Raw genomic sequence first — 23359 nt, 5'->3', positions numbered from 1 at the left:
GGGTCCGGGGACTATCGGCTCAGAGGGTGATCTCCGACGGCGCCGCTTCGGGCCCCGCCGTCGAGGGTGCCGCCACCGGTGCGCCCTGGGAGGTTTCGGAACCCGGTGCCGCGCCCTCGGCGGGCACCCCCGGCTGCTCGCCTTCGTGGTTCTTTTCCTCGTCGACCTGACGCGCCCCGTCGTCGGGCTTGGTGCTGTCAGCGAGTTGCGCCGGCGTGGCACCGGCGCCCTGCATGCCCTGCATGCTGCCCATCGCCCCCTGCATGCCCTGCATCACGGATCCCAGTGATCCTGCCGCACCGGCCATTTGATCGAGTTGGGGCGCCGACGTGGCGGGCTGCATGGGCGGCTTGGCAGGGCCGGCCTTCTTGTCGTCCGTCGGTTCGTCTACTGGAGCCCCCGCGGGCTTCTCGGCCGAACCGCCGGCCGCGGGCTCCGTTGCCGCGCCGCGGAACTCGACCTGGGTGAGGTGGTCACCGAGGCGTTCGTCGGTGTCGGTGTACATTGCGGCCGCGGCGGCGATGCTGGATCCCGTCTTGGTCAGCGCGGCCTTGACGGCGGGCAATCCATCGATCACCGGCGATTCGATGATAGGCAACGTCGCATTGACCGCCGCCGACACGGAATCCGTCCCGGGAGCCACGATCGGGGCGGGCGGCACAGGAAAGACCAGTTCGCGCAACGTGTTTCCCGCGGCCTCCAAACGGGAGGGCTCAACGACCAATGGTTCGATCATCAGCCGATCTCCTCTGCGCGTTTCCCGTCACGAGAATCTTACCCAACCCCGCACCCCTGGAACTGCGGCAATTTCGGGCGCCACCCCCGTCGTCAGAATTGGATGTTGCGGACGATGTCGTAGACGCCGGTTATCCACAAGAGCATTGGCAGGATCGCGGCGACCAGGACGCCGTCGAGCAGTTCCAGAACGCGCTTCATCACCGGCGAGACACGGCGAATCCCGATCGTCGCGGCGACGGCAGCCAGCGCAATCAGGCCGGTGCTCGCGAGGATGGTCAGCAACAGCCAAGCGCTGTGCGGATACCAGATGCTCAACCTGGCGGTCACCCCAACCGGGATCGCGACCGTTGCCGCCAGCAGCGCCCACGCGCACCAACGGTCCGCGTAGAGACGCGACCTGAATCCGCAAGCGGCCGTGACCAAACCCGTCACCAGCAGGCTGTGCACGAAGAAGTGCCCGCGCACCACGATCGCGATGGCGCCCACCGTCAGCACCAGGGTGCCGGCCGTCACGAATCCGCTCAGCAGTCGCTTGGCCAATTCGCTGCGCTCGGTGAGGCGTGCGGCGGAGTCAGGCACCGAGGCGATGATCGCCTGCCAGGTCCGGGCCTCCTTGTCGTCGCCGACCTCTTGACCGGCAACGGCATCGAGCAATTCGTCGTGATCGACGGCCTCGCCCGGCGCGGGAATCGGAGGCAGGGCGATCCGGGCCACGGCCACGGTCAGCTTGGCCGCGTTGGTGATGGTGAAGAGCCCGAAGACGATCGCTCCCGCCGGTACCCAGTCCTGCCAGCCATAGCCGAAGGCCACGGCCGCCGCGGTGACCGCGATGGCGGTGATCACGACAAACGACGCGAGCTCCGAACGGCGACGGGGCCCGCCCCGGGTCAGCAGCGCCAAGAACAGCACGACCGCGGCGGCGCCGGCCAATTGGGGCGCGCCCAGCGGGTCGGCTCCGCGCGGCCGTGGAATGGCCAGTGCCGCAGCGGCTGTGATCAGCGGTACCGCCGTCACGAGCAGGCTCTCCGACAGGCTCGGATTTCGGTAGAACTTCTTGGCGCCCCAGCTGCCCGCCAGCGCCAAGAGCCCAGCGATACCCAGCGCCAGCGGCCACCACAGGTGACGCCCGGTGTTCCACCACGCCAGTGCCGCGATGGCGGTAATCGCCAGGGACACCACGGGAAGCGCGAAGCCGACGAAGCGATTCAAGGCGGTCCGGTCGAACTCCGGCGATTCGTCGAGCACGGCGATCGCGTCGATGACGTCCTCGACCAGCGGCCGGTACCGCTCGGTGCGGCTCACCGAGACGAGCGTCAGCAGCGACCCGTCGACGATGACGGCGTCGTCGAGTGACTTGTCGGGATTCAGCGGCGGGGCTCCGGGCCTGGCGAAAGTCCAAGCGCCCTGGGTGGAAAAGTCAAAGCCGGCCAGCACATCGGCCGGAGTGTCTTCGAGCAGTTCGGCCAGCACCGCGACGGTGTCGTCGATGTAGGTCTCTATCGCTGCCGACGACGGCAGCACGACGTCGGTCATTCGCCGGCCGGTGAGGATGGTCACCCGCGTCGTCGTGGGCTTGGCGGGCGTGGCGCCGGCGGGCCCCGCGGCGGCGGCCGCGCCGGCGGTTGCGGTGGGTGCGCTCAACGACGTTCACCCCTGTCGAAATCGTCGGACAGTGCTGCGGCAAGCTCGGTAATCCTACGCTTGTAGACCGGGTCGAGCAGGCGAATGTCGATCTCGCCTCCGGCCGCAATGTGCTTGTCCCACGGCAACACCACAACCCGATCCGGCCGAACGTGCTGCCCGAATTGGCGAACCAGGTCGGTGATGGCGACATTGGGCTCTCCCGGCGCAACATGGTTTATCACCACGCACGCGCGGCCGAGTAATTCGTGATGTCCGTTGTTGCGTAACCAATCGATCGCGACCGCCGCCTGCCGGGCGCCGTCGACCGATGCGCTGGTCACGATGACCGCCCCGGACGCCGTAGCGAGCACGCCGCGCATCAGACCCGCGCCGCAGTCGGCCAGGACCACGCTGTAGAACTTCGACACCGCGTCGGCTGCGTACTGCCAGTCCGCGGCGCTGAACGCGGGCTGCGCCGTGCCGTACCGCGCCGCGCCGATCACCTCCAGGTTGACCGCGTTGACGCCGGTGTGCGCGCGGACGTCGTTGTAATGCGAAAGATCCTTCTCTGCAAGCATTTCCTCGACAGTCGAGCCGGACCGATGGCCCGCGCGATCGGTGAGGTTCCCCGAGTCGGCATCCGCGTCGAACGCCAGGATCCGGTCGCTTCGCACTTGCGCCAACACCGAGCCGAGGGCGACCGTCAAGGTCGTCTTGCCCACCCCGCCCTTGAGGCTCACGACCGCGATCTGATGAGAACCGCTCGGGATGCGGCGAATTCGCCGGTACAAGTCCTGCTCGTATTTTTCGTCCCGGGACAGGCCTGCGTTGATGCGCGTCAGCTTGTGCAACCAGTGTTGCCAACCCCGTTGAGGGACCGCCTTTTCCGCCGGCTTCCTGGCCGGTTGCACGCCGATGTGGGCGACGGCATCTGTGCTGCCGCGATCACCATTCACCGGTGTTCGAGGCGATTGCGGTTGCGCCGGTGCCTCGGTGAGCGGTTGCCCCGTGGGGCGAGGAGGACGGGCGGGAACCACAGTGGGTTCACGGTCCCGCAACGGCACCGGCCCGCCGTTGGTTTTCGGCGCTGGGCGGCCGGCGCCCGGACTCGACGTCGCGGACGGGCCGACCGCTGCTTTCGCGCGAACCGTTCGGCTCTCGGCGCGGTGGCCGTGCCGGCCTGGGGCGGCGTTGGGCATGTTTGGCGCGTCGGAGTCATCGCGGCCGGCGCGGCGCGCGTGCCGCGGCTGCGGGGCGGGGGGTTGGACCCGCGGTTCCGGTTGGGGCGCAGACGATTCCGGCCGCACCGGCGGCGGCTGCCGGTGGCGCCGGTCGGCTGGTGCGGATTCGGGTGGGGCCGGCGGAGGTTGCCGCGGCCGCTCCACCGGCGGTGGCCCGACCCGCGCCTGCGAAGGTTGTGGGCGCGCGTCGACCGGCATCGGTGGAGGCGCCGGGGGCGATTCCGTTGGACCGGCGGGGGATTGCGCGGGCAGCTCGACCGGCATCGGGGGCTTGGCCGGCTTGCTTGGTTGGGACCAGTCGACCGGGGGCGGTGTCGATTCCGCCCGGCTGGGAAGGGCACGATCCGCCAGGTCGATCGGCATCGGTGGCGGGGGATGGCCGTTGGGTTCGGGAGGGCTGGACGGCATGGCGACCGGCGCATTGACGTCGAATTCCGTCTGCGCCGTGGCCTCATCCGGTATTTCCATCCCCTCGAGGGATTGGAAGAGCCGGTCGTAGTCGGCCGCCATCAAACCCTTCCGTCAAAGCGGTTCATGCGAGGAAGCACGAGAAGAGCCTAAATCGCCGGTCAGGTCGACGGGGCCCAATCTCGTGCTTCGCCGCTCGCCATCGTCTTACGTGAACATGCCCGTGACGCCGGATTCGGTTTGAGCCATCGCCTGGCTGGCCTCGGTGATGCGCTGGGACAGCGCCTGCAACGCGGCGTTGAGTTCAGCGGAGGTGTCGTCCCAATTCCGCTGGACCTGCTGGTAGGCCTCCGAACCGCTGCCGCCCCACGCCTCGGCCAGCTTGGCGAGGGAACTCTTCCCCTCGTCGAGAAGGCCCTGGGTGGTTTGCACAGCGCCCGCAATCGAGCTGGATCCCGCTTCGATACCGGCGAAATTCCACGACTGTTCCGACATATTGTTGCTCCGTTTCTTTGTGTTGCTGAGGGGTGATGGGTCAGAAGTTCATCTGCGACGACAGAGAACTGGCTTGTTCCTCGTCGGCCGAGGAGTACTGGATTCCGGCACCGTGAATGTTCTGCGAAATCTCGCTGAGCGCCTTGATCTGGGCTTGGCCCGCCTCGTGGAAGCGCGTCAACGCCTGCTGAGCGGCGGCACCGGCTTGACCGCGCCAGTGGCCGGCCAGGTCGCCCCCGGTCGACTCCACGGTCTGGATGACCCGCTGGAGCTCTCCGGAGATCCTGTCGAAGTTGCTAGCCTCCGCGCTGAGGGTAGCGGCATCGGTCTTCATCTCTGCCATGCTGGACTACTTTCTCTGTTTGCTGTCCTCGCCAAGTAATGGCAAGTCTTCCGGCCCGGGCGGCCGGGAAGTCTTTCTCTGTGGGCGCTCACCAGTCGTCCTCGTGCTCGAAATCGACGTCGTCGCCTTCATCCGGGCGGGCGAGCAGCGCCGGGGCGGCCGAACCCGGCCTGGAGGCGCCCGCGGATTGAGCGGCCGAGCCGCCCATGCCGACGGGGGCCGCGCCGCCCGCGGCCGACGACCCGGCGCCGGCGCCGGCGGGCGTAACCACTTGTGCGGGTTTATCGATCAGCTGGCTCATGATCCCCGTGCGCGCCGCGGTGCCGCCCGCGCCGGGCAGCGCCTCCGAGCGCATCAGTCCCATGCCGACGCTGGGCCCGGTTCCGCCGGCCAGCGGGTGGCTGGACAGCGGGCTGGCGCCGAGCAGGCCCAGCTGCGCACCGTCTTTGCCGGGCAGGTCGCCGAGCTTGTCACCGACCAGGCTGTCGCCCGGCCCGCCCATGCCGCCGGCCTGGCCGGCCATCGACGTGATCTGTTGCAGCGGCTGCATCAGCTGCTGCATCGGCCCACCCAGCTGACCCAGCTGTCCCAGCGACGGCATAGCCGGCTGCTCGAGCGGCACCCCGGCCTCGGGGAGGCTCTCGGGGATCTCGTCGGCCACCTCCGAGAGCGCACGCATGGCCCCGGGGATGGCGTCGGAGCCGACGGCCGACAGGTTGCTCAGCGCCGCGGTGGTCACCGCCTCGCCGGCCGCCGGTTGCAGGATCGGCTTGACGGGTGGCAGCGGCTCGAAGGCCGTGTTCGCGATCGTCTCCGCCTGATAGATGTCCATCACGGCCGCGGCCTGATTCCACATTCGGACGAAATAATCCGTTTCGTTGAGTCCGATCGGCACCATGTTGATGCCGAGGAAGTTCGTGGCCGTCAGAACCGCGTGGGTGATGTGGTTGGCCGCGATCTCCGGCAGCGACGGCGTCATGGCCAGTGCCGTCGTGTAGGCGGCGGCCTGCGCGGCGGCGCGCATTGCGCGGTCCTGGGCCAGCTGTGCCGCAGTTTGCAGCCAGGCGACCATCGGCATCGTCGCGGTGATGGCGCGTTCGCTGCTCATCCCGGACCACGAGGCCTTGAGGGAGACCAGGGCCGCGGACAGCTCCAGGGCCTGCGCCTCCAGGGCGCCCGCCAGCGCTTCCCACCCGGCGGCGGCCTGCAGCATCGGCGCCGGCCCCGCTCCGGCCATCAGCCGGGCGGTGTTCAGCTCCGGTGGCATCGCATGCCACAACATGGTATCCAGTCCCCTTGTCTGCGTGTACTTTTCGGCTATCCGTGGAAGCCGGCCGCGATGCCGAAGCGGCCGGTGTCGACTTCGTCGACCGCCACCAATGTCGCCGCCACACTCGGGTCGCTATTGGCCGCGACTGCGCCGACAATATCGACAACCGTCGGGCCAAGTGCCATTTTTTGCATTTGCGTACCTCACCTGTACTTCCGCGCGCAATAAGTTATTCAATTAGGGCTAAACAACGCTTGCGACAACGCAGTCTCGGCTCGTTATGCGGGCGGTGGTCCAGTGCTTCCTACTGGGCGCTGGGATAATCGTAACCGCCCCCTGGGGGTGCTGAGTGCACTTCTTCTGGGGGATCCAAGTAGGCGGCTTGGATGACCTCCTTCCCCTCGGGAGTGACGAAAAACCCCTGGCCAGGCGGCCGCCGCTTGACCTGGATATCCCTCGACGGGAAATCCTGCTTATCGCCCGAAAGGAACAGGGTGGGCGATCCGGCCCCGTACGCGGCGCCGACGAACTTATCCATCGTCGCCTTGTACGCGGAGCTCATTTGACAGGTCACAATGATGTGCAACCCGATATCCTGAGCGGCGGGCAATAAAGGCGCCAGCGGCGCCATGGGCGGTATTCCGCCGGAGGCTGCCACAATCATGTGCCAATCGTCGACGAGAAGAACGACATCGAATCCGCTCCACCACGACCGGGACCGCAGTTGTGCCGAGGTCAGGTCGGCCGGGGGCAGCCGCTTCTGCAGGTTGACCGCCAGCGCTTTGATTGCTTCGTCGAGCGTCGTGCTGTTGCGGTTGATCGCGCCCGCGTCGAGCAGATGGCTTTGCGGCACCGCGTCCAACAGCCCGGAGCGATAGTCGGCGAGCATGAAGCGCACCTGCTTGGGGCTGTTGCGGGCACAGATGGCCCGCGCGATCGCGTGGGCGGTGCGGGTCTTGCCGGCCTTGGCCGCACCGAAAATCAGCAGATGCGGCGTGGTGTACATGTGCGCGTGGGCCACGGACAGATCGGATTCCCGGACCCCGACGGGGATCGTCCAGCGCGTGCGGTAGTCGGAATCCGGCCCCGGCGGGTGCGGGTCGAGTTCGTAGAGGTAGATCCGCTCGGGCAGGACCCGGACCCTCGGCGCCCGCTCGGTGTGTTGCGCGGCAACCTCGTCCACCGCCGCGGTCAACGCCTCCACCAGGTTGTCGGCGCTGTGCACACCGTCGAACCGGGGGACGCCGATCATCAAGTGGTGCTTCTCCGTCGACATCGCCCGGCCCGGGCGATTCGCCGGAATCTCGCGGGTGGCCCGGTCGATCTGGGTGTCGTTGACGTCGCCGAGGCGGAACTCGATCTTGGTGCCGAGGTAATCGCGCACCCGCGACTTCAGCTCCGTCCAGCGTGGGGTGGTGATCACGACGTGGACGCCGAACGACAACCCTTGCGCGGCCAGATCCTGGACCTGCGACTCGAGATCGGGGAACTCGCTGACGAAAGCCGGCCACCCGTCGATGACCAGGAAGACGTCGCCGAAGGGGTCGGCCGCGACCGGTTGGTTCGGGTCCTCGCGCAGCTGCCGATACGCCGCGATCGAACCCACCCGGTGCTCCTTGAAGGTCGCCTCCCGTTGCCGCAGAACGGCTTGCACCTCCGCGACCACGCGCATGACGCGGTCGGGCTCCGAGCGAGTCGCCACCCCTCCGACGTGCGGGAGGTTTTCGAGATAGATCAGGCCACCGCCGCCGAGATCGATGCAATAGAACTGCACTTGGCGCGGTGAGTGGGTGGCGGCGGCCGACAGCATCATCGTCTGAAGCAGCGTGGATTTCCCGGTCTGCGGCGCTCCCCCGATGCCGATGTTGCCGCCCGCGCCGGACACGTCCACGCCCCAGGTCGCCTGCCGGTGCATGCGCGGCTCGTCCATGATTCCCAGCGCGAACCGAAGGGGCTGGGGGTGGTCCTGAGCGATGAGTTCGTTGATGGGTGTCGGGTCGGTCAGCGGGGGGAGCCACATCTTGTACGCGCGCGACTCGGTGGTGCTGAGTTGTTCGAGCACCACCTCGCGCAACGCGCGGCCCTTGCCGGCCTCGATCGTCATGACGCCATCACCTCGTCGGGCATCGGGCCCGCGCTGAACTGCTGGATGCGCACCTTCTTCGGGCCGGTTTGCGGGGCGGCGCCGTTGCCCTCGCCGTTGGTCTCGGCCCGAGTCGCCGGAACGTAGGTGTTGCCGGTGTACAAGGTGCTGAACTTGACCGGGTCCTCCATGCCGACCCGCAGGAAGCCGACACCGCTCTCTTTGTTGGTGATGTACTGCGCCTCCGGGGTTCCGATCACTGCTTTGGATTCGTGGGAACTGGTGGTGCGCAGCGCGATGCGATACGTCAGGTTCGGTTCCAATTTGTCGATGCGCACGCCACCGGTTTGCAGCGACTGGGTGGCCAGCAGCAGGTGCACGCGCAGCGACCGCCCCACCCGGCAGATCCTGTCGAACAGCCCGATGAAGTCGGGGTGGCTCTGCAGCAGCTCGGCGAACTCGTCGACGACGACGAAAAGCGTTGGCAGCGGCGGTAGATCGGCTCCCCGCTCGCGGTATTTCTCATACTCGGCGACGCCGGACAGCGCTCCGGCGGCGCCGACCTTCATGCCGGCCTGCCGCAGAATCCCCTGCCGACGGTCGAGTTCGCCCGTCAGGACCTCCCCCATCCGGCTGACGAGCTCGGCTTCCTCGGCCATGTTGGTGACCACGGCGGCGGTGTGCGGCAGCTTTTCCATACCCAAAAATGTTGAGCCGCCTTTGAAGTCGGTCAGCAGCAGGTTCACCTGGTCGGGGTGGTGCAGCGCCACCAGCGACAGGATGAGCGTGCGCAGGAATTCGGACTTCCCCGAGCCGGTGGTGCCGATGAGCATGCCGTGCGGTCCGGCGCCGAATTCGGCGCCCTCCTTGATGTCGAGGTACATGACGTTGCCGGTCTTGAGCTCGTGGCCGAACGGAATCTTCAGCCGATCACGGTCGGTATCGGTGAACATCCGCCACCGGCTCGGCGTCACCTCTTCGACACTGTGGGCACCGACCAGTTGGTGCCATTCGGTCGCCGCTTTCTTCTGGATGCCGGTGCCCTTCTTATCGAGCACCGTGCCGGTGATGGACCAACCCGCCAGTTTCCGCGCGATGCGGGTGGCCTGCTGGGCCGACATGCGGTCGGCGACCGACGTCACCTGGCGAAACTGCTGCCCCGGCAACCGGTCGTCGGCGGTCCCGTCGTCGGCGACCCTGATGCGGTAGTTCGAGCCGCGGTGATTGCCCAGCGTGATCACCGTGACGCCGGCCCTCCCGTCGGGCGGAAAGCCGGCCCTACCGCCGGTCAGGTCGATGACGACGACGTAGGGGCCGCCGGGTAGCGAGTCGGGGGTATGCGGCCCGCGGGCCGCCAGGTCGGCGAGGTGATCCGGGCGGGTGTAGATCATGCGGACCGGCCCGGCGGCGTCCGTCTCGGTCGAATGTTGCACGTGGGGTAGCCATTTCAACCACGACCAGTCCGGGTCGTCCGGGTCTTCGGTCAGTACCCGGATCTGCAACAGGTCGGGCGGATGGAAGACGGCCAGGTGGCAGACCATCGCGGTCAACAGGCCGGCCGCTCCCGCCGCGTCACCACCCACGGCGATCGTCGGAAAGGTGCGCAGCTGCACCAGCTTCGGGCAGTCATGGATGAGCCCGTGGGTGCGCAGGAACTTGACCACCCACATGTTGGCGACCGGCTCGAGGTATGGCTGCGGCGCCGCGGTCGGACCCGCCAGCTCACCGCCCGCGGACGGCTTCATCAGTCGGTCGACCGCCGGCTGGTCACCGATCCCGATGCGGGTCGCGGCATAGAAGTCGGCGTTCGCCGGGCGCGACCACTGCCGCGGCGTCCCGATGAGCGACCCCAGATCGTCGGGATGTGGTGCGTGGTAACCGAAGAACGCGACCTGCGCGCTGGCCGATGACGTCACCCGGGGGCGGAGTCCGGCGAGATAGCGCAGGTACTCCTTGCGGTCGGCGTTGATCTCGGGAACCTTCTTGCCGCCGCCGCCGTGGCCGGCCATCATGCCCATCGACATCATGATCATCATCAGCGGCATCATCAGCATGTACGGCGACAGCTGCCTGGTGCCGGTGACCACCATGATCGCGATCATGCCGAGCATGCAGACACCCATGACATAGGGAAGGGCCTTCTGCACACCCGACGGCGGGATGTCCACCCCGAGGTCCTCGGGCGGGGTGAGGCTGATCTCGCCCGGCGTCAGCCGCGGTCCGCGCGTGACGGTGGGGGTGAACTTCCTGGTCGTCATGAGGGTCCTCCCGCGGCTGCCGCCGGCGCCTTTCGCGGGCTGGGGTCAGCGGGCAGCGTGTCGTGCTCGAGCAGCGCGGCCTCCTTGGACAGCACCGGGCCGTCTACCAGCAGGCGCACGATCTCCCACGGCGCCGTCTTCGGCCCGCTCAGGCCCAATGCCGAGGCTGCCTGGGCGTCGGGCAGCCCGTAGCGCACCCCCTGTGGGTCGACGTAGTACAGCGATTCGCCGTACCGTGGGTCGGGGGACTGCAGCTGCACGTACTTGCCGCCATCGGTGTAAACGGTTGCGGGGCCTTGGATTTGCTTGATGCCGGAATTCATCGCCGACGCCGGTATCGGCAGGTGACGACCGGTCAACACCGCGGTCTTCGGTGCTTGTTCGCCGGCTTTGCGTTCCCACGTCCAGCACAGCGTGGGATCCTGCGGCCGGGAAACGATCTTGACCGGTTCGTCGGGCAGCGGCGAGTTGTACACCACCTCGGGGATCTTGACGATCTCACTCGGCACCACCGCCGGCGGCTCCACCAGCCCGTAGGACTGTATGGCGCGCAGCGCGGCGGCGGTGTTGGCGTTGACGGGCGCGACGCCGTCGAGCAGCACCACAAAGTAGCGCGGACCCGAGTTCGCGTGGATCTGCAGGATCGAGCCGATCACCAGTTGTTCGGGAAGCCCCAAAGTGTTGGGAGATCCGGCGCCGGGAATCGGAGGGAGCTGCCAGGACCCGGCATCGGGCAGCGCGTTGAACATGGCTTCGGAGATGGGGCTGGGCTTGGCGGTTCCGCGGATCCCCACGGCGAAGGTCATCGGGCGGTCACTCAGGTTCGTTGCGTGCCGCCCGTGTGCGTCCACGACCCAGTCCTTGCCCTGGTAGGACGCCAGGAGTGCCTCATTCGGGAGAATGGGGTCGATCACGGGCGTCTCGATCTGCAGCGGCATCGCAATCACCGAGGTCTGCAGGGTGGGGGCGATACTCTCGGCCTTGGTGACGGTGTCGCACAGCGCCCACGTCGACGAGGAGTCCGACGACACGGGCGTGGCATACGGGGCTCCGGGGATGCCGACGGATTGGCCCTTGGGAAAGCGGTTGAGTTCAGCGGGTTTGACGGCCTTCGGTTCGGCCGGGTTGCCCAGGATCAGCCGCGCCGAGGTCAGGTTGTAGACGGGGTGCAACTGGCCCGACACCATCAGGTAGAGCTGGTTGGTGGCGCGGTCGACGAACAGGTTGCCGCTGCCCAGCTTGCCCTGCGGCTTGAAGTACGCCATCGCCAGGGCCCCGACCACGACGAGCACCGAGACGAGGACACCCAGCGCGACGGAGCGGCTGTAGAACTGGAGGGGATCGTCGAACATGCGGGTGTCACGCCGCACGATGGCGTGCTCGAGGCGTCGCAGCAGGAAGCGCCAGCCGCTGACCTGAACCTTGGTGGTTAGCCGAAATCCCGCCATGCCTCACTCGATGATGTTGAGTCGTCCGTGTACCGCGGCGATCGCCTCGGTCATGTCCTCGCCGTTGATCTCGCGCAGGCGGTCCTCGTCGAGCGATTCGAAGTCGGCGGAGCGGGTCAGCCGGATGTCGCGGTACTGCTCGCCGGCCTCCACCAATTGGCGCGCGTAGCGGCCGTTGCCGGCGATGTCGAGCGCGGGTTTGCCGCGCACCGTCTGCTGGCTCAGCAGCTTCGCCGCCTGCAGCAGATTGTCGGCCGCCTCCGGGCTCATCGCCGAGTCATTGGCGGCCGCAATTACTTTCGCGATCTCCAGGATCTCCTCGGGTGAATAGGAGTCGAATTCGATCCGGGTGGCGAAGCGGGATCGCAGGCCCTCGTTGGTCTCCAACAGCCGGTCGATGTCGGAGCTGTAGCCCGCGATGATCACTACCAGCCGGTCCCGGTCGTTTTCCATCCGCGCCAGCAGCGTGTCCAGCGCCTCCTGGCCGAACGGGTCGGTCCGCCCGTCCCGTTCCTGCACCAGCGCGTACGCCTCGTCGATGAACAAGACACCACCCATCGCGCGATCGATGGTTTTGGTGGTCTTGACGGCGGACTGGCCTTCGTATTCGGCGACGAAATCCTTACGCGCGGTCTCGACGAGCTTCGGTTCGGGGATCACGCCCAGGCCGGCGAGGATGTTGGCCACGACCCTGGCGATGGTCGTCTTGCCGGTTCCCGGCGGCCCGGTGAAGATCATGTGCTTACTGGGTTGCGCGACCTTCATGCCGCGCGCCGCACGCACCCGAGCCATCTGGGTGGCGGCGCGGTATCGCTCGACCTGTTCTTTGACCCGGGTGAGTCCGATCTGCCGCTCCAGCTCGGCCTCCGCCTCCGCGAGCAACTTGTCGCGGCCCGAGGTGTCGGCCACGACGGTGTTCGCGTCCCACGGGTCGGTGCGGGCGGAGATCTGTTCGGCGCTGGTGGTCGTCAGGCGGTACGACGGGTCCTTCAGCGCGGCAGTCACTTTGGGTTCGGGATGGGTGGTTTGCAGCCATTCCAGCAGCGCCACCGCCGCTTCTTCGTTCCCCTGGCTGCGGCGCGTCATCGCCAGATACCAGGCAATGGCCCGCGCGCACGCTTCACCGGCCGGCGACGCGTTCGCCTCGGTGAGCCGGCGTTCGGCCTCGGTGAACAGACCCAGGTTGGCCGCGGCGACCCCGTGCGCGACCCCGGCAGCGGCGGACAAGAACTCGTCGGGCCACCTCCCGGCGCCCCTGACTTCGTCGATGACCTCGGTCCAGCGCCCAGCCTCGCCGTAAATCACCGCCTTGACCCACGACAGGAGGTGCTCGGCGCCTGCGGCCGGAGTGTTCTCGATGGCCTCCATCGCGTCGGCGTAATTCCCTTGCGCCGCCTCATTTACGGCGAAGCCCATGGTGATCGCCAGGGGCGAGTTGGCGGGGTAGGTGATGTCGCCGTAGGGGCCGCCGATCGGGAGCCGCGCGCCGACGGCGTTCATCGAAAGCTGGGCGGTCCCGGCAAGCTGGCCGAAATGGGTTCGCGAGTACCAGGCCCGAAACAACGTGACCCGTTCGGTGTCTCCGCAGCGGATGCGGCCGATCCATGCGTCGCAGGCGGATTCGTCGTAGTTGGTGATCTCGGTGAACAGATCCAGCGCCCGTGCCTCCGACACGGGCAGCATGCCGACCGCGCTTTCGAACAGGCCGGCCAGATGTTCCGTCATTTATCGGTCGAGTATCGGGTGGCGAACACTTCCGCCTGCGCCGCGGCAGCCTGCTCCGGCGTCGTCAAACCGATGCCGTTCTCCATGAAGTCGCGTACGACGTCGTTGCCGTCAATTCCCATCTCCCGCATGGTTTCCGACAGGGAATCGTCTCCCAACAGGTAGCTGTGCTGGGCGGCCAGGCCCTTCTGCCTGGCCAGGTCCGCGATGACGAGAATCTCCTCGGCGAGCTCGGTCTCGCTCATGCTCGTCACCTTCGGGGACAGCTCGACGCGCTGCGTCCTTCCGTCCATCAGCGCCGACACCGACACCGTCTCGGGGGGATTGGTCACCGTGAACTCTTGGGGGACTTCCTCGTCGCCCTCGCCGGCCTCCTGGGTGGCTTCGGTCTGCGACTCGATCGCGGCGAGGTCGGTGTCCAGATCCTCGGGTTCGCTCGGCGCGTAGTCGTGCAACGCATCGACGGCCGACTCCTCGTCATCCTCTGCGGGGGTCGAGAAGTCCAGCGCGTCTGACTGTTCGAGGGTGTCGGCACCGGATTCGGTGGTGGAGAAATCCAGGGCGGCCAGATCATCGCGGTCGTCGTACTGCGGCATGGTTCCTTCTTTCTGAACTATCGATCGGGGCTATGGGTCAGCCCCCGGCGGAGGCTTCGACGCGGTCGAACCAGGCGCCCGCCGGGAGGAACTCCATGAGGCCGTCCAGCGCGCGCTGCAGGTTTTCTTGGGTGCCGGACAGGAAGCTGCCGTAGAGCTCGCCACCGACGCGGCGGGGGAGCGAGACCAGCCTGCCGTGCACCGAGTCGAGGACACCGGCGGCGACCTCGGTATGCGTGGACGTTCCTCCCGGGTGCCGCTGGCCGGCGATGATCTCCACCCAACTGCTTGGATCGCTGATGATTTCGGCGTAGACGCGGGCCGATGCCGGCGTGGCGCCGTGCTGGACCAGTTGGCCGGCGGTGCTGCATCCGGCCAGCTCGGCCGCGACACCCGTGAGCGGCTCGACGTTGGCGGGCGTGGCCGGGCCGAGCACGGTCGTCACCATGCCGGCCAGCCCCACCTGCGGGGCCACCAGTTGCAGCACCACCAGGTCGCCGTCACGCGCGGCGATGACGTGGCGTTCACCCTTGCGGCACACCGCAAAACGCACCATGACGCCGCCGAGATCGCGCCGCCACCAACGGCACTCGAGGCTGCGGTCGGGCCTGCTGATCGTGTCGACCATCGCTGCCACTGCCGGGTGGGGTTGGCCCCGGTGGTCCAGCACCCCCTGCGCGGTGAGGTCGCGCTGCACCTGATCCCAGACGAGATCCCGCAATTCCTCTTGAGGGATGTTCGGGCGGATCCCGAGCACCGTCGGGAAGTCGACCAGGTGCAGCCGGTCGGCGATCACCAGCATGCCGTCGACGGTCACCTCCACCCCGACGACATCGTCGAGGCCCGCAAGGCCGGGAGAGAGGGGACCGGACATGGTCAGCTGTCGCGCATCTGCTTGTTGAGGTTTTCGCTCAACTCTTCGTCGACGCCGCCGTATGTTTGCCTGGCGACGCGCAACTTCGCGGCGAGATCCGACGCGTGCTGCCCGATGTTCTGGCCCGCGCCGCGGCGCTGCTTCTCGGCGGTGACGAACGCGCCGTTGGACGCTCCGCTGATGACGCCGTGGGTTACCCACACCGCGGTCTCGGTGTTGCTGGCGGCCGACGCCGCTTCGGCGGCCTTGGTGGCGGCTTGCCCCTGTTTGGTCGCCAGTTTCTCGAGATAGTTTTCGTCGACGTTCAACGTTGCCATGGGAATCTCCTCAACGGATATTTCTACTCGCTGTTGCCTTGACTCGTATCGGTTTTTGCCGCACTGGCCAGGGCTAAAGGACGCGCTGCGGCCGGCCCGGCGCGTGCGCCGCTTGGTCGCCGACCGCAGCGCCGTCGATCGGTGCGCGCCCGGCGCCGGCGGTGCCCAACGCCGCCCCGTCGCCGTTACCCGCCGCGGCGGCCTCCGCCGGGGCCGGCTCCTCGGTGGCATTCTCGACGGGCGGCGTTGCGCCCTGGCGCTGCTGACCCGTGGAGGCGAGTTGTTGGACCTGCCCCATCATCTGGTTGACGAAGTTCATCGGCTGAGAGATTTGCCCGGACATCTGCCCCAGCTGCCCGGACGCCTGAGCGACCTGGCTCAGGGTGGGCGCTGTCGCCGCCGGTGTCGTGGCCGCCGCGGCGGTTTCGACGGGTGTCGCGCCGTCGCTCTTGAGCGCACCCAGGACGCCGCGTTCCTCTGGTGAATCGCCGGTCGTCGGCGCCAGCCCGGCCAATGAGGCGACCGTGGGCGCGGCGGTGAAGGCCGACATGCTGGCGGAGATGGCCTTGAAGTCGCCCGCCGTGGTCTCGTCGGCCCCCTTCACCTCTATCCGAGCGAACGAGCTGGTGGGGATCGCCTTCTCGGCGACCACACCGTACTCGAGGGCGACCGCGTGGATCTGGCTCGACAGCGACATCGAGTTGGACAGCGTGAACATCTCGAACGCCAAGACGGTGGCGCATGCCGCGAAGGCGGCAATGATCTGCCACGCCGCCGAGATTTCATGGCCGACCACGGGGATGAGGTAGAGCGCCAGGGCAATGCCCTGGGCGATGACGAGCCCCAGCAGCGTCATCGCGATGCAGTTGTGCGCCTTGGCGACCTCGGAGCCTTGGTCGGCCATGAGCGTCTGCATCTTCTTGTCCAGATCCTGCATCGTCTGCACGAGTGCCTGCAGTGCGGCGGTCGCGTCGGCGTACGCCTTGGCCGCGTCCCCGCTCCAGTCCCGCGGGTCCGGGGCGGCATCGTTCAGGTAGAGGTACACGGTCTCGTATTTGTCAGCGCCGCTGGTGAATGAGGCGCCCTTGTCGGGAGTCCAGAACCCATTGAGAAGGTCGACCGCCGAGATCGCCACCATCGCGACGTCGATGATCGCCGTCGGTGTCGGCAGCGTCTTGGTGCCCTGGGTTTTCAGCGCGTCCGCGAGGACCTTGATCTGGTTCCTGCCGTACCACATCGCTTTCCCGGCGAGCGCGCCCAAGTTCGCTCCCAGGCCCAGCCAGTCCCCCGAATATGCGGCACCCCCACCGGCCTGTAGGCGGGTGAAGCAGTAGGCCAGATCGTGAATACCTGCAAGACGGCTCACGGCGGTGTATCCCTTCACGCTCGCTGATTGATGTTGTACTCGTGTTGAGGAGGGTAGGTTGAGCCTAACCCCCGGAGGCGAGGGCCCGCTGCACGAATTTTCCCGGGGCACAAAGGGTTCGGCTAACAAACGGTGAACGCGGCCGTAACAAAAAGGGAGGGTCTACGTCCGGAGAGCGGCCGGTGCTGAAGACCGACGATTCAGCCGGCGAGCCGAGTCGATAGGCAACGATCGTATTGCTCCAGGGGCTCCGGAGACTTCGGTCCGCCGGTGGCGTCAACGGACGCGGCCGCGCCGGGCCGCCTCCTCGTCGACGCCGGCCGCCGGGGCTTCGATGGGGCCCGTTCGTTGCCATCCGCGCCCGGAGCGGCCCCCGCGGCTTGGAGCTCCTCGGCGGGCGCTGTCTCCGGGCGAGTTGCTGCGCCCGGCCCGTTGCCTGGTTGATCATGCTCATGTGCTGGGACGCGGGCCCGGAAACCCTTGCGGCGTGCGAGGACGCCTCGGCCGCCTGGGTCATGGTGGGGGGTGTGAACGCCGGCCCGGCCGACGTCGCGGCCGCCGTCGGACCACCCGTGGAAGCGTCGCCACCGAAAGCGCTTATCACATCGAGGTCTTCGGCCGAGACGCCCGCGGTGCCGTACCCGCCCAGCTGTCAGCGTTGGGAAGGGCTGACTTCAGATGCCCACGAAGTTGCGGCGAATTGTTGGGAACCGTCCTCGAGGACGGCGCCCTCGGTTGGTGGGCCGAATCCGGTCGTCAGCTCCAGGACTTCGACGATGGTCAGGGTCCAAAGGATGAGATCCGTGCTCTTGCCTACGTCTTCCGCGGCTTTGTACCGGGCTGCATTGCGATCGGTCATCAACCCGCCCGTCATGCGGTCCAACTGCCACCGGTACAGGCGCGGGCCGATCACCTTGCCGGCCGTAGCCGTGGCGGCCAAGCCGTCTCCGGCCATGCTGCTCGCCGTCGCCGCAAGGTATTCGCCACTGAAATCGGGGCTGTCGACACCGACGAACTCCTGGCCCAGAAAGCCCAGGTTCACAATGAGCCGGGCTGCGTCGGCTAACACAGACATGCAGGTCCTTACGTTTACCGGCTCCGCGCACCCCAAGTGAGTGAACCGGAGGCGCCTGAATGTAGCACTTAGGGGGGCGTGGCATGACTAATTTCGTTGCCACCCTTGTTGATTCGCACTAGAGCGGCGCCTCGCAACATCTGGTGAGCGTTGCCACGCGCTGATGATGTGGCACCGAAGCGTTCGCATCCGGCGCGGACCGACAACGCATCCGACCGGATTAGCGGTCAAGCACCTGCTTGGCTATGTTCTTGCCCGACTGCTCGTCGGTGCTCGCGTAAGCACTCTTGGCGGTGCGCAGCTTGTCCGCGAGTTGGGTGGAGGCTCTGCTCATGGCGTCGCCCGTGCTTTTGCGTGCATTCGCGGCATTGGTAAAGGCAAGGTTCGACGCCGCACAGACCACGCCGTGGGTCACCCAGACATCGGTTTCGAGGCCGGACGCCGCCGAAGCTGCCGTCCCGGCTTGGCTCGACGCCTGTTCTTGCGTCATTGCCAGCTTGTCCAGGTGTTCTGGTGTTACCGCTACATCGGCCATGATTCGTACTCCTTAATGTCTAGCTGAAGTTGGTTCGCAGGGGTCTTCACCGGTCCGCCGGCATCAGAGGACGCGAGCGGCCGGGCCGGCTTGTTGCGCTGATTCGGTGCCGGCCGCCGCGGCCGCCAGCGGAGCACGTTCGGCACCCGCCGCGCCCAGGCCCGCTTCGGCGCCCGCGGCATCACCCGTCAGCACGGCCTCGCCGCCGGCGGCTTCCGCCTCCTCGCCGGGTATCGCAGCCTCTGGACCTTGCTTGGCCATTTGGCTGAGTTGCTGTATCTGGCCCATCGCCTGGTTGAAGAGGTTCATGTGCTGGGAAACCTGACCGGACAACTTCGAACTCTGTCCCGCCATCGCGGCGACCTGCGCCAGGGTGGGCATGGTTGCGCCCGATGGGGATGATGCCGTCGTATCCGACGTCTTCGGTGCCTCCAGCGAACCGTCCTCAGACGTTTCCGAAGCACTCATCCGGGCGCTCAAAGGAGCGCGTTCGTTCTCCGATCCGCCGTCCGCCTCGACCGGCTCGGTGACGGACGACGTCTGAGCCAAAGCGGACACTCCGGACATGCTGTTGGAGATGGCCTCAAAGCTGGAAACCGTGGATTGTCCCGCCGTCGCTACCTTCGACTGGGCCGGCGAACCGTGTTGAACCGTTCCGGCGGCCAGCTGGGAATATTGGGCGGCCAGGGCATTGGCCTTGTTGGCGTTTTGCACGGACATCGCGACCAAGGTACTGAGGAAACCCGTGGCCACCGTGATCCCCGCCGCGCACACCGCGATACCGAAAGCGACTGCCGTTGGGATATTGGCCGGCGGAGGCACAAGACTCCTGATCGCCATCTCGATGAAGAATGCCGCGATAAGCAAATCCTTCAAAATGCCAAAGCCCAACTTCATATGGTTGACCCAGTCGGCCTGATTCCCCACCACGGCTGCCAGCTGGATATCCAGCTCGGCCATGGTCAGCGCAATGCTCTGCAGTGCGGCGTCGAGGTCGGCATAGGCTTCCGACCCGCTACCTTGCCAGCTCTCCGTGGGAAGGGCGGCCGCCAACTGCTCTGAGAGACTACTGAATTGCTCCGAGCCTTCAACGAGGTCGCTGCCGTCGGTCGGCGGTCCGAAGCCGGCGGTCAGTTCCATGACCTCGACGATGCTGAGAGTCGCCAGGATGATGCTGGCGCCCCTGACCCTGGATTGACCCTTTTTGATCATGGCGTTGCGCCTCGTGGCGGAAACTCCGCGCGCCAACACGTGGGCCTGCCGGAGCTTATAGAGACGCCGGGCATTCAGCGCCAAAGCCGTGGCGTCTGCGCCCATACTCATCACACTCGAGGCAAGGTATTCACTGTTCCCAAAATCGACTTGGGGGCCGTTGGGGCCGCCGAAATTTTGGGCTAAGCCGCCTAAGTTGGCGATAATCTTGGCCGCTTCTGTAAGTACTGACATCCGTGGGTCCTTACCTCATGCCTTTGTGCGCTTGAGTCCCGCACCGCGTATTCATCGCCTGTTTAGCGTAACGCGGTCCGGCTGAGGCCCGTGCACGAATTTTCGGGATAGCCAACGGCTTCCACCCGAGGGGTTTGAGCGAGCTCAGTGGATGTGGCCGATGAGCGTTTCGATCGCGTCGGCAACGCCGGCGGGCACCGCTTCGTCGGCCTCCGCGCGCACGATCATTTCTTCGGTGACCCCGGCCGCTTCGGCGGTCTCCCCCGGCGAGAGATTCGCCCGCCGCCGGGCCGCATACAGGCGTTGCGCCAGCGGGGCACCCGGGGCGGTCGCGCCGAGCGTCATCAGTTGGTCGTAGTGCCGGCGGACGGTACCCAAGGCCCGGATCAGCTCGGGGGTGATGCGGCTGATGCGGGTCGCCCGCACGGCGATCGCCTCGAGCTGGCGCAGGTCGGCGAGGATCGGCGTCGCCCGCTCGGTGAACTCGGGGTCGTCGGCCGGCGGTAAGGCGGCGATGGCCAGGACGCAGCCGTCCACTGCGGCGACGATCGCCTGCGCGATCAGCGATGCCGGGGCATCCGCCTGACTGGTCTGGGCGGGCGCCTTTGCGGCCTCGACCGCGCCGTCCCGGGTGATCGCTTCGCCGGCGTCCTGCTGCCCGCGGCGGATCCGTGCGATGGTCCCCTCGGGCCATTGCAGAACCTGTTCGAGCTTGGCCTGGGTTCGCTCGCGCGGCCAACTGCGCCCCTTTTCGAAAGCGATGAGCGCGCCCGCATTGATGATCCCGTCGGCCGCCAGGCTGCGTTGGCTGATTCCCAGCTCGCGGCGGCGCGCGGCGGCGGCCGCGCCGGCACGCGCCATCCCCGGATCCGGTTCGCCCGCGCCGGGCCTCTGCGCGTCGGGGCGTCCATCGGCAGTCGAGGGTCTGACGACTTCAAACGTCAGGAGCTCGCCGGTGGCGGGATCACCGAGCCGGACCGTCGTCTTGTCCGTCACCGTCACCGAACTCGTCCGTTGTCCGTCGACGAACATCCCGTTCGGACCCTCGTCGACGATCCGCCATGAACCGTCGACGGCCTCGGCCTGAAAGCGCTCCGCGCCGATCGGGAGATCGTGGATCCGCACGTCGGCCTGCGCGTCGCGGCCGATGGTGACCACACCCTGCCCCGGCGGGATCGCATGTGAGGTGTCACCGCTGTGCACGACCAGCAGCGCGTGCTCGGCAGTCGACTCGGCGCGTGGCATCAGCGGTGATTCCTCGATAGAGGGTGGCGTGGCGGGCCTTCCGCCCTTCGTCAGTCTAACCGTCGCACCACCCTGATTTCCATCGCGCACCGCTACGTTTTGAAGCGCGGTCTGGGTGCTGTGTCGTGATAACGCGACGGCTATTCACCGGCCCGGCCGGTTGGGGCGGACCGCGGCCGGCTATGCCGTGGCGCCGGGTCCGTCGCCGCGCTACGGTTTCATACGCCGATTCGCCAACTTTCGGACGCGATTCGAGCCCTTGGATCACTCAACGCTACGGTTACGTAACCGTCTGCTGAGCAAGGGGAGTTGGGCCGCCGCGCCGATAAAAGCCCAGCGCAACGGCCAATTTCTGAGGACAGCGCTCCATCGCGTCGAAGCCTCAGCAACGCGACGCGGATCGGTACCGTGGCGGTACCGAGATAAAACTGTTGCGTTGCAGCGGTTAGTGCTATACCGTTGCGTGACATAGAAGCACAACGCAATGCTTTGGAGGAACGAGCGACATGACCGCTATACCTTTGTTCAACACCCCACTCGGCGCCTGCACGCGGGACCCCGACCGTTGGACGACTGCGCCCGACGCCGAGGCCATCGCCGCCTGCCGAGCCTGCCCCCGTCGCTGGATGTGCGCGCGGGACGCCGTGGAGTCGCCCGGCGCGGAAGGCTTGTGGGCCGGAGTGGTGATCCCCGAAAGTGGCCGCCCGCGCGCGTTCGCGCTGCGCCAGTTGCGATCGCTGGCCGAGCGCAACGGCTACCCCGTGCGCGAGACGGCGAAGTCGGCTTAGCCCCGCCCATGGCCGCCGATTCTGGACCGGCGGCGGGCGGCGGTGGCCGAAACCGCTGCGGCGCTTTCTCTTTCAGGCGACCGAGCAGGCGGCCGCTACGCCGGCTCGAAGCGGAACACGGCCAGCCGCCCCGCCAGTGCTTCGAATTCGTCAGCCGTTCCATCGCGCACCATCCCGGACCGTTTCGCGAACGACACCCCGACGGGGACTTTGGCGGGGAATTCCCGCAGCACCGGCCGGGCTTCGCCGGCGGAGAGCTCGACGATCCGGACTTCCCGTGACCGCCGGCCGCGGCTGAGCGTGCCGGTACCCGCCGCCCGAGCATTCGCCGCCCAGTCCGCACCCGGATAGCCCGCGACGACATAAAGGCCGCCCTCGAATTCGAACGGCGTCATCGGGGTGCTGCGGGGCCGGCCCGACTTGCGGCCGCGCACTGTCAACACCATCGCGGGGCCGGTGGGAATCCCGAGCCGTTGGACGGCCATCATCACCCTGTTCATGGGCTTGAGGTAGCGCGGCGGACGCGGTTCGGACATGTCAGACCTCCTTCGCTACTGCGCGCGGGCGAACACGCCGCGGTGCTCGGCAACCCACTGGGCGAACGGGAGCGCCGGCCGCCCGAGGATCTTCTCCACGTCGTGGGTGACCAGCGCGGGGGTATCGAGGGTCGCGCCAAGCATGCCGATGTAGGCGTCGGCGAAGTCCGCGCTGAAGCCCAAGCTGATAAAACGTTGACGCACCGGGGCGTTCGGGATTTCGCGATACTGCAGCGGTCGGCCCAGCACGGTGCCGATGAGCTCGACCAGCTCCGCGTTGGTGAACGCCTGCGGACCGGTCAGCGGGATGCGCTGCCCGACAAGCTCATCGGTCAGCAGCGCCCGCGCCGCCACCTCCGCGATATCGGTCTCCACGATCGGCGCGGTCGAAGCCGCGGCGTACGGCCCGAAAACAACGTCGCCCGCGCGGATCTGCGGTGACCACATGCCGGCGAAGTTCGTCGCGAAGACCGTCGGCCGCAGGCTCACCCAGGCCAGCCCGGAGTCGACGGCGAGCCGCTCGACCTCCTTGTTGCGGTCCCCGCGGAAGCGGGATGGTTGGCGGGAGAAGTCGTCGTCGGCATTGATCGCCGAGAGGGCCACCAGCTTGGTGACCCCGGTGCGCACGCACTGGGCAACCACGGGTTCCAGATCATCACCCAGGGCCCGGGAGTTGAGAAACACCGCCGACGCACCGGGCAGGGCCTCGGCCGCCGAGCCGACCAGTTCCACGGCCGGGGGAAGCCCCGCCGCTTCCGGCGTGCGGGTCACCGCACGCACCGACACTCCAGCGTCGGCGAGTGCGCCGACGAGGGGACGCCCGACGTTGCCGGTCGCCCCGGTTACCACGATGGTCATGGCATGGCTCCTTTCGGGAATTTCTATGTGCTCCAAGGACGGGGCGAAAGGTGGGAAAGTTACCCCGGACAACCCGTAACTTTTTGCCCCA

22 protein-coding genes are annotated in these 23359 nt (G+C 67.4%); 1 reads left to right on the top strand and 21 read right to left on the bottom strand.

The window, feature by feature from the left end:
* Positions 1–19: 19 nt before the first annotated feature.
* The 19 genes from G6N51_RS18505 to espM form a co-directional block, all read right to left on the bottom strand.
* Complete coding sequence (locus tag G6N51_RS18505; RefSeq protein WP_083175846.1) at positions 20–736, bottom strand: hypothetical protein; 717 nt, start codon at positions 734–736, stop codon at positions 20–22.
* Positions 737–828: 92 nt separating this feature from the next.
* Complete coding sequence (gene eccD, locus G6N51_RS18500; protein WP_083175844.1) at positions 829–2379, bottom strand: type VII secretion integral membrane protein EccD; 1551 nt, start codon at positions 2377–2379, stop codon at positions 829–831.
* Positions 2376–4112, bottom strand: a complete 1737-nt coding sequence (locus G6N51_RS29790) for an ESX-1 associated ATP-binding protein EpsI N-terminal domain-containing protein (protein ID WP_083175842.1) — start codon at positions 4110–4112, stop codon at positions 2376–2378. The genes eccD and G6N51_RS29790 overlap by 4 nt, the downstream gene beginning before the upstream one ends.
* Positions 4113–4217: 105 nt before the next feature.
* Positions 4218–4505, bottom strand: coding sequence for a WXG100 family type VII secretion target (locus tag G6N51_RS18490; RefSeq protein ID WP_067754652.1), 288 nt, complete (start codon positions 4503–4505; stop codon positions 4218–4220).
* Positions 4506–4545: 40 nt separating this feature from the next.
* On the bottom strand, positions 4546–4848 hold the full coding sequence (locus tag G6N51_RS18485) for a WXG100 family type VII secretion target (protein ID WP_083175840.1): 303 nt from the start codon (positions 4846–4848) through the stop codon (positions 4546–4548).
* Positions 4849–4936: 88 nt separating this feature from the next.
* Entirely contained in the window at positions 4937–6130 is a 1194-nt protein-coding gene (locus tag G6N51_RS18480) for a PPE family protein (protein ID WP_083175838.1), read from the bottom strand.
* A 35-nt stretch (positions 6131–6165) separates the two neighbouring features.
* Positions 6166–6312 (bottom strand): hypothetical protein, encoded by a 147-nt coding sequence (locus G6N51_RS18475; protein WP_158086265.1) that lies wholly within the window; start codon positions 6310–6312, stop codon positions 6166–6168.
* Between the two features lie 110 nt (positions 6313–6422).
* Positions 6423–8222 carry a type VII secretion protein EccCb gene (gene eccCb, locus G6N51_RS18470; RefSeq protein WP_083175836.1) on the bottom strand — a complete coding sequence of 600 codons (1800 nt, stop codon included), beginning with the start codon at positions 8220–8222 and terminating at the stop codon, positions 6423–6425.
* Entirely contained in the window at positions 8219–10459 is a 2241-nt protein-coding gene (gene eccCa / locus G6N51_RS18465; RefSeq protein WP_083175834.1) for a type VII secretion protein EccCa, read from the bottom strand. The genes eccCb and eccCa overlap by 4 nt, the downstream gene beginning before the upstream one ends.
* Complete coding sequence (gene eccB / locus G6N51_RS18460) at positions 10456–11907, bottom strand: type VII secretion protein EccB (RefSeq protein WP_083175832.1); 1452 nt, start codon at positions 11905–11907, stop codon at positions 10456–10458. The genes eccCa and eccB overlap by 4 nt, the downstream gene beginning before the upstream one ends.
* Before the next feature lie 3 nt (positions 11908–11910).
* The gene (gene eccA / locus G6N51_RS18455) at positions 11911–13632 is read right to left on the bottom strand and encodes a type VII secretion AAA-ATPase EccA (RefSeq protein WP_083175830.1); all 1722 of its coding nucleotides are present in this window, start codon (positions 13630–13632) and stop codon (positions 11911–11913) included.
* Complete coding sequence (locus G6N51_RS18450) at positions 13629–14228, bottom strand: hypothetical protein (protein ID WP_083175828.1); 600 nt, start codon at positions 14226–14228, stop codon at positions 13629–13631. The genes eccA and G6N51_RS18450 overlap by 4 nt, the downstream gene beginning before the upstream one ends.
* A gap of 37 nt (positions 14229–14265) precedes the next feature.
* Positions 14266–15102 (bottom strand): ESX secretion-associated protein EspG, encoded by an 837-nt coding sequence (locus tag G6N51_RS18445; protein ID WP_083175826.1) that lies wholly within the window; start codon positions 15100–15102, stop codon positions 14266–14268.
* A gap of 2 nt (positions 15103–15104) precedes the next feature.
* On the bottom strand, positions 15105–15419 hold the full coding sequence (locus G6N51_RS18440) for a type VII secretion target (RefSeq protein ID WP_083175824.1): 315 nt from the start codon (positions 15417–15419) through the stop codon (positions 15105–15107).
* A gap of 73 nt (positions 15420–15492) precedes the next feature.
* Positions 15493–16785 (bottom strand): EspA/EspE family type VII secretion system effector, encoded by a 1293-nt coding sequence (locus G6N51_RS18435; protein ID WP_158086264.1) that lies wholly within the window; start codon positions 16783–16785, stop codon positions 15493–15495.
* Positions 16786–17437: 652 nt separating this feature from the next.
* Positions 17438–17860 (bottom strand): hypothetical protein, encoded by a 423-nt coding sequence (locus G6N51_RS18430; protein ID WP_142275243.1) that lies wholly within the window; start codon positions 17858–17860, stop codon positions 17438–17440.
* A 220-nt stretch (positions 17861–18080) separates the two neighbouring features.
* The gene (locus tag G6N51_RS18425; RefSeq protein ID WP_083175818.1) at positions 18081–18395 is read right to left on the bottom strand and encodes an ESX-1 secretion-associated protein; all 315 of its coding nucleotides are present in this window, start codon (positions 18393–18395) and stop codon (positions 18081–18083) included.
* A 63-nt stretch (positions 18396–18458) separates the two neighbouring features.
* On the bottom strand, positions 18459–19841 hold the full coding sequence (locus G6N51_RS18420) for an EspA/EspE family type VII secretion system effector (protein WP_142275242.1): 1383 nt from the start codon (positions 19839–19841) through the stop codon (positions 18459–18461).
* A 144-nt stretch (positions 19842–19985) separates the two neighbouring features.
* Positions 19986–21086 carry an ESX-1 type VII secretion system transcriptional regulator EspM gene (espM, locus tag G6N51_RS18415; protein ID WP_083175814.1) on the bottom strand — a complete coding sequence of 367 codons (1101 nt, stop codon included), beginning with the start codon at positions 21084–21086 and terminating at the stop codon, positions 19986–19988.
* 506 nt (positions 21087–21592) lie between these two features.
* On the opposite strand from espM, the gene G6N51_RS18410 reads away from it, so the two are divergent.
* Positions 21593–21874: a WhiB family transcriptional regulator gene (locus G6N51_RS18410; RefSeq protein WP_083175812.1), complete on the top strand. Its 282-nt coding sequence runs from the start codon at positions 21593–21595 to the stop codon at positions 21872–21874.
* 95 nt (positions 21875–21969) lie between these two features.
* On the opposite strand, the gene G6N51_RS18405 is transcribed toward G6N51_RS18410, so the two are convergent.
* Both G6N51_RS18405 and G6N51_RS18400 read right to left on the bottom strand, forming a co-directional pair.
* Positions 21970–22410, bottom strand: coding sequence for a nitroreductase family deazaflavin-dependent oxidoreductase (locus tag G6N51_RS18405; protein WP_083175810.1), 441 nt, complete (start codon positions 22408–22410; stop codon positions 21970–21972).
* Between the two features lie 15 nt (positions 22411–22425).
* Complete coding sequence (locus tag G6N51_RS18400; protein ID WP_083175808.1) at positions 22426–23268, bottom strand: NAD(P)H-binding protein; 843 nt, start codon at positions 23266–23268, stop codon at positions 22426–22428.
* Between the last annotated feature and the right edge of the window lie 91 nt (positions 23269–23359).

It is taken from the genome of Mycobacterium paraseoulense, assembly GCF_010731655.1.
In the GTDB taxonomy this organism is placed as follows: Bacteria; Actinomycetota; Actinomycetes; order Mycobacteriales; family Mycobacteriaceae; genus Mycobacterium; species Mycobacterium paraseoulense.
Note: the sequence above shows the minus strand (reverse complement) of the source record. Positions and strands in the feature narration are given on the sequence as shown.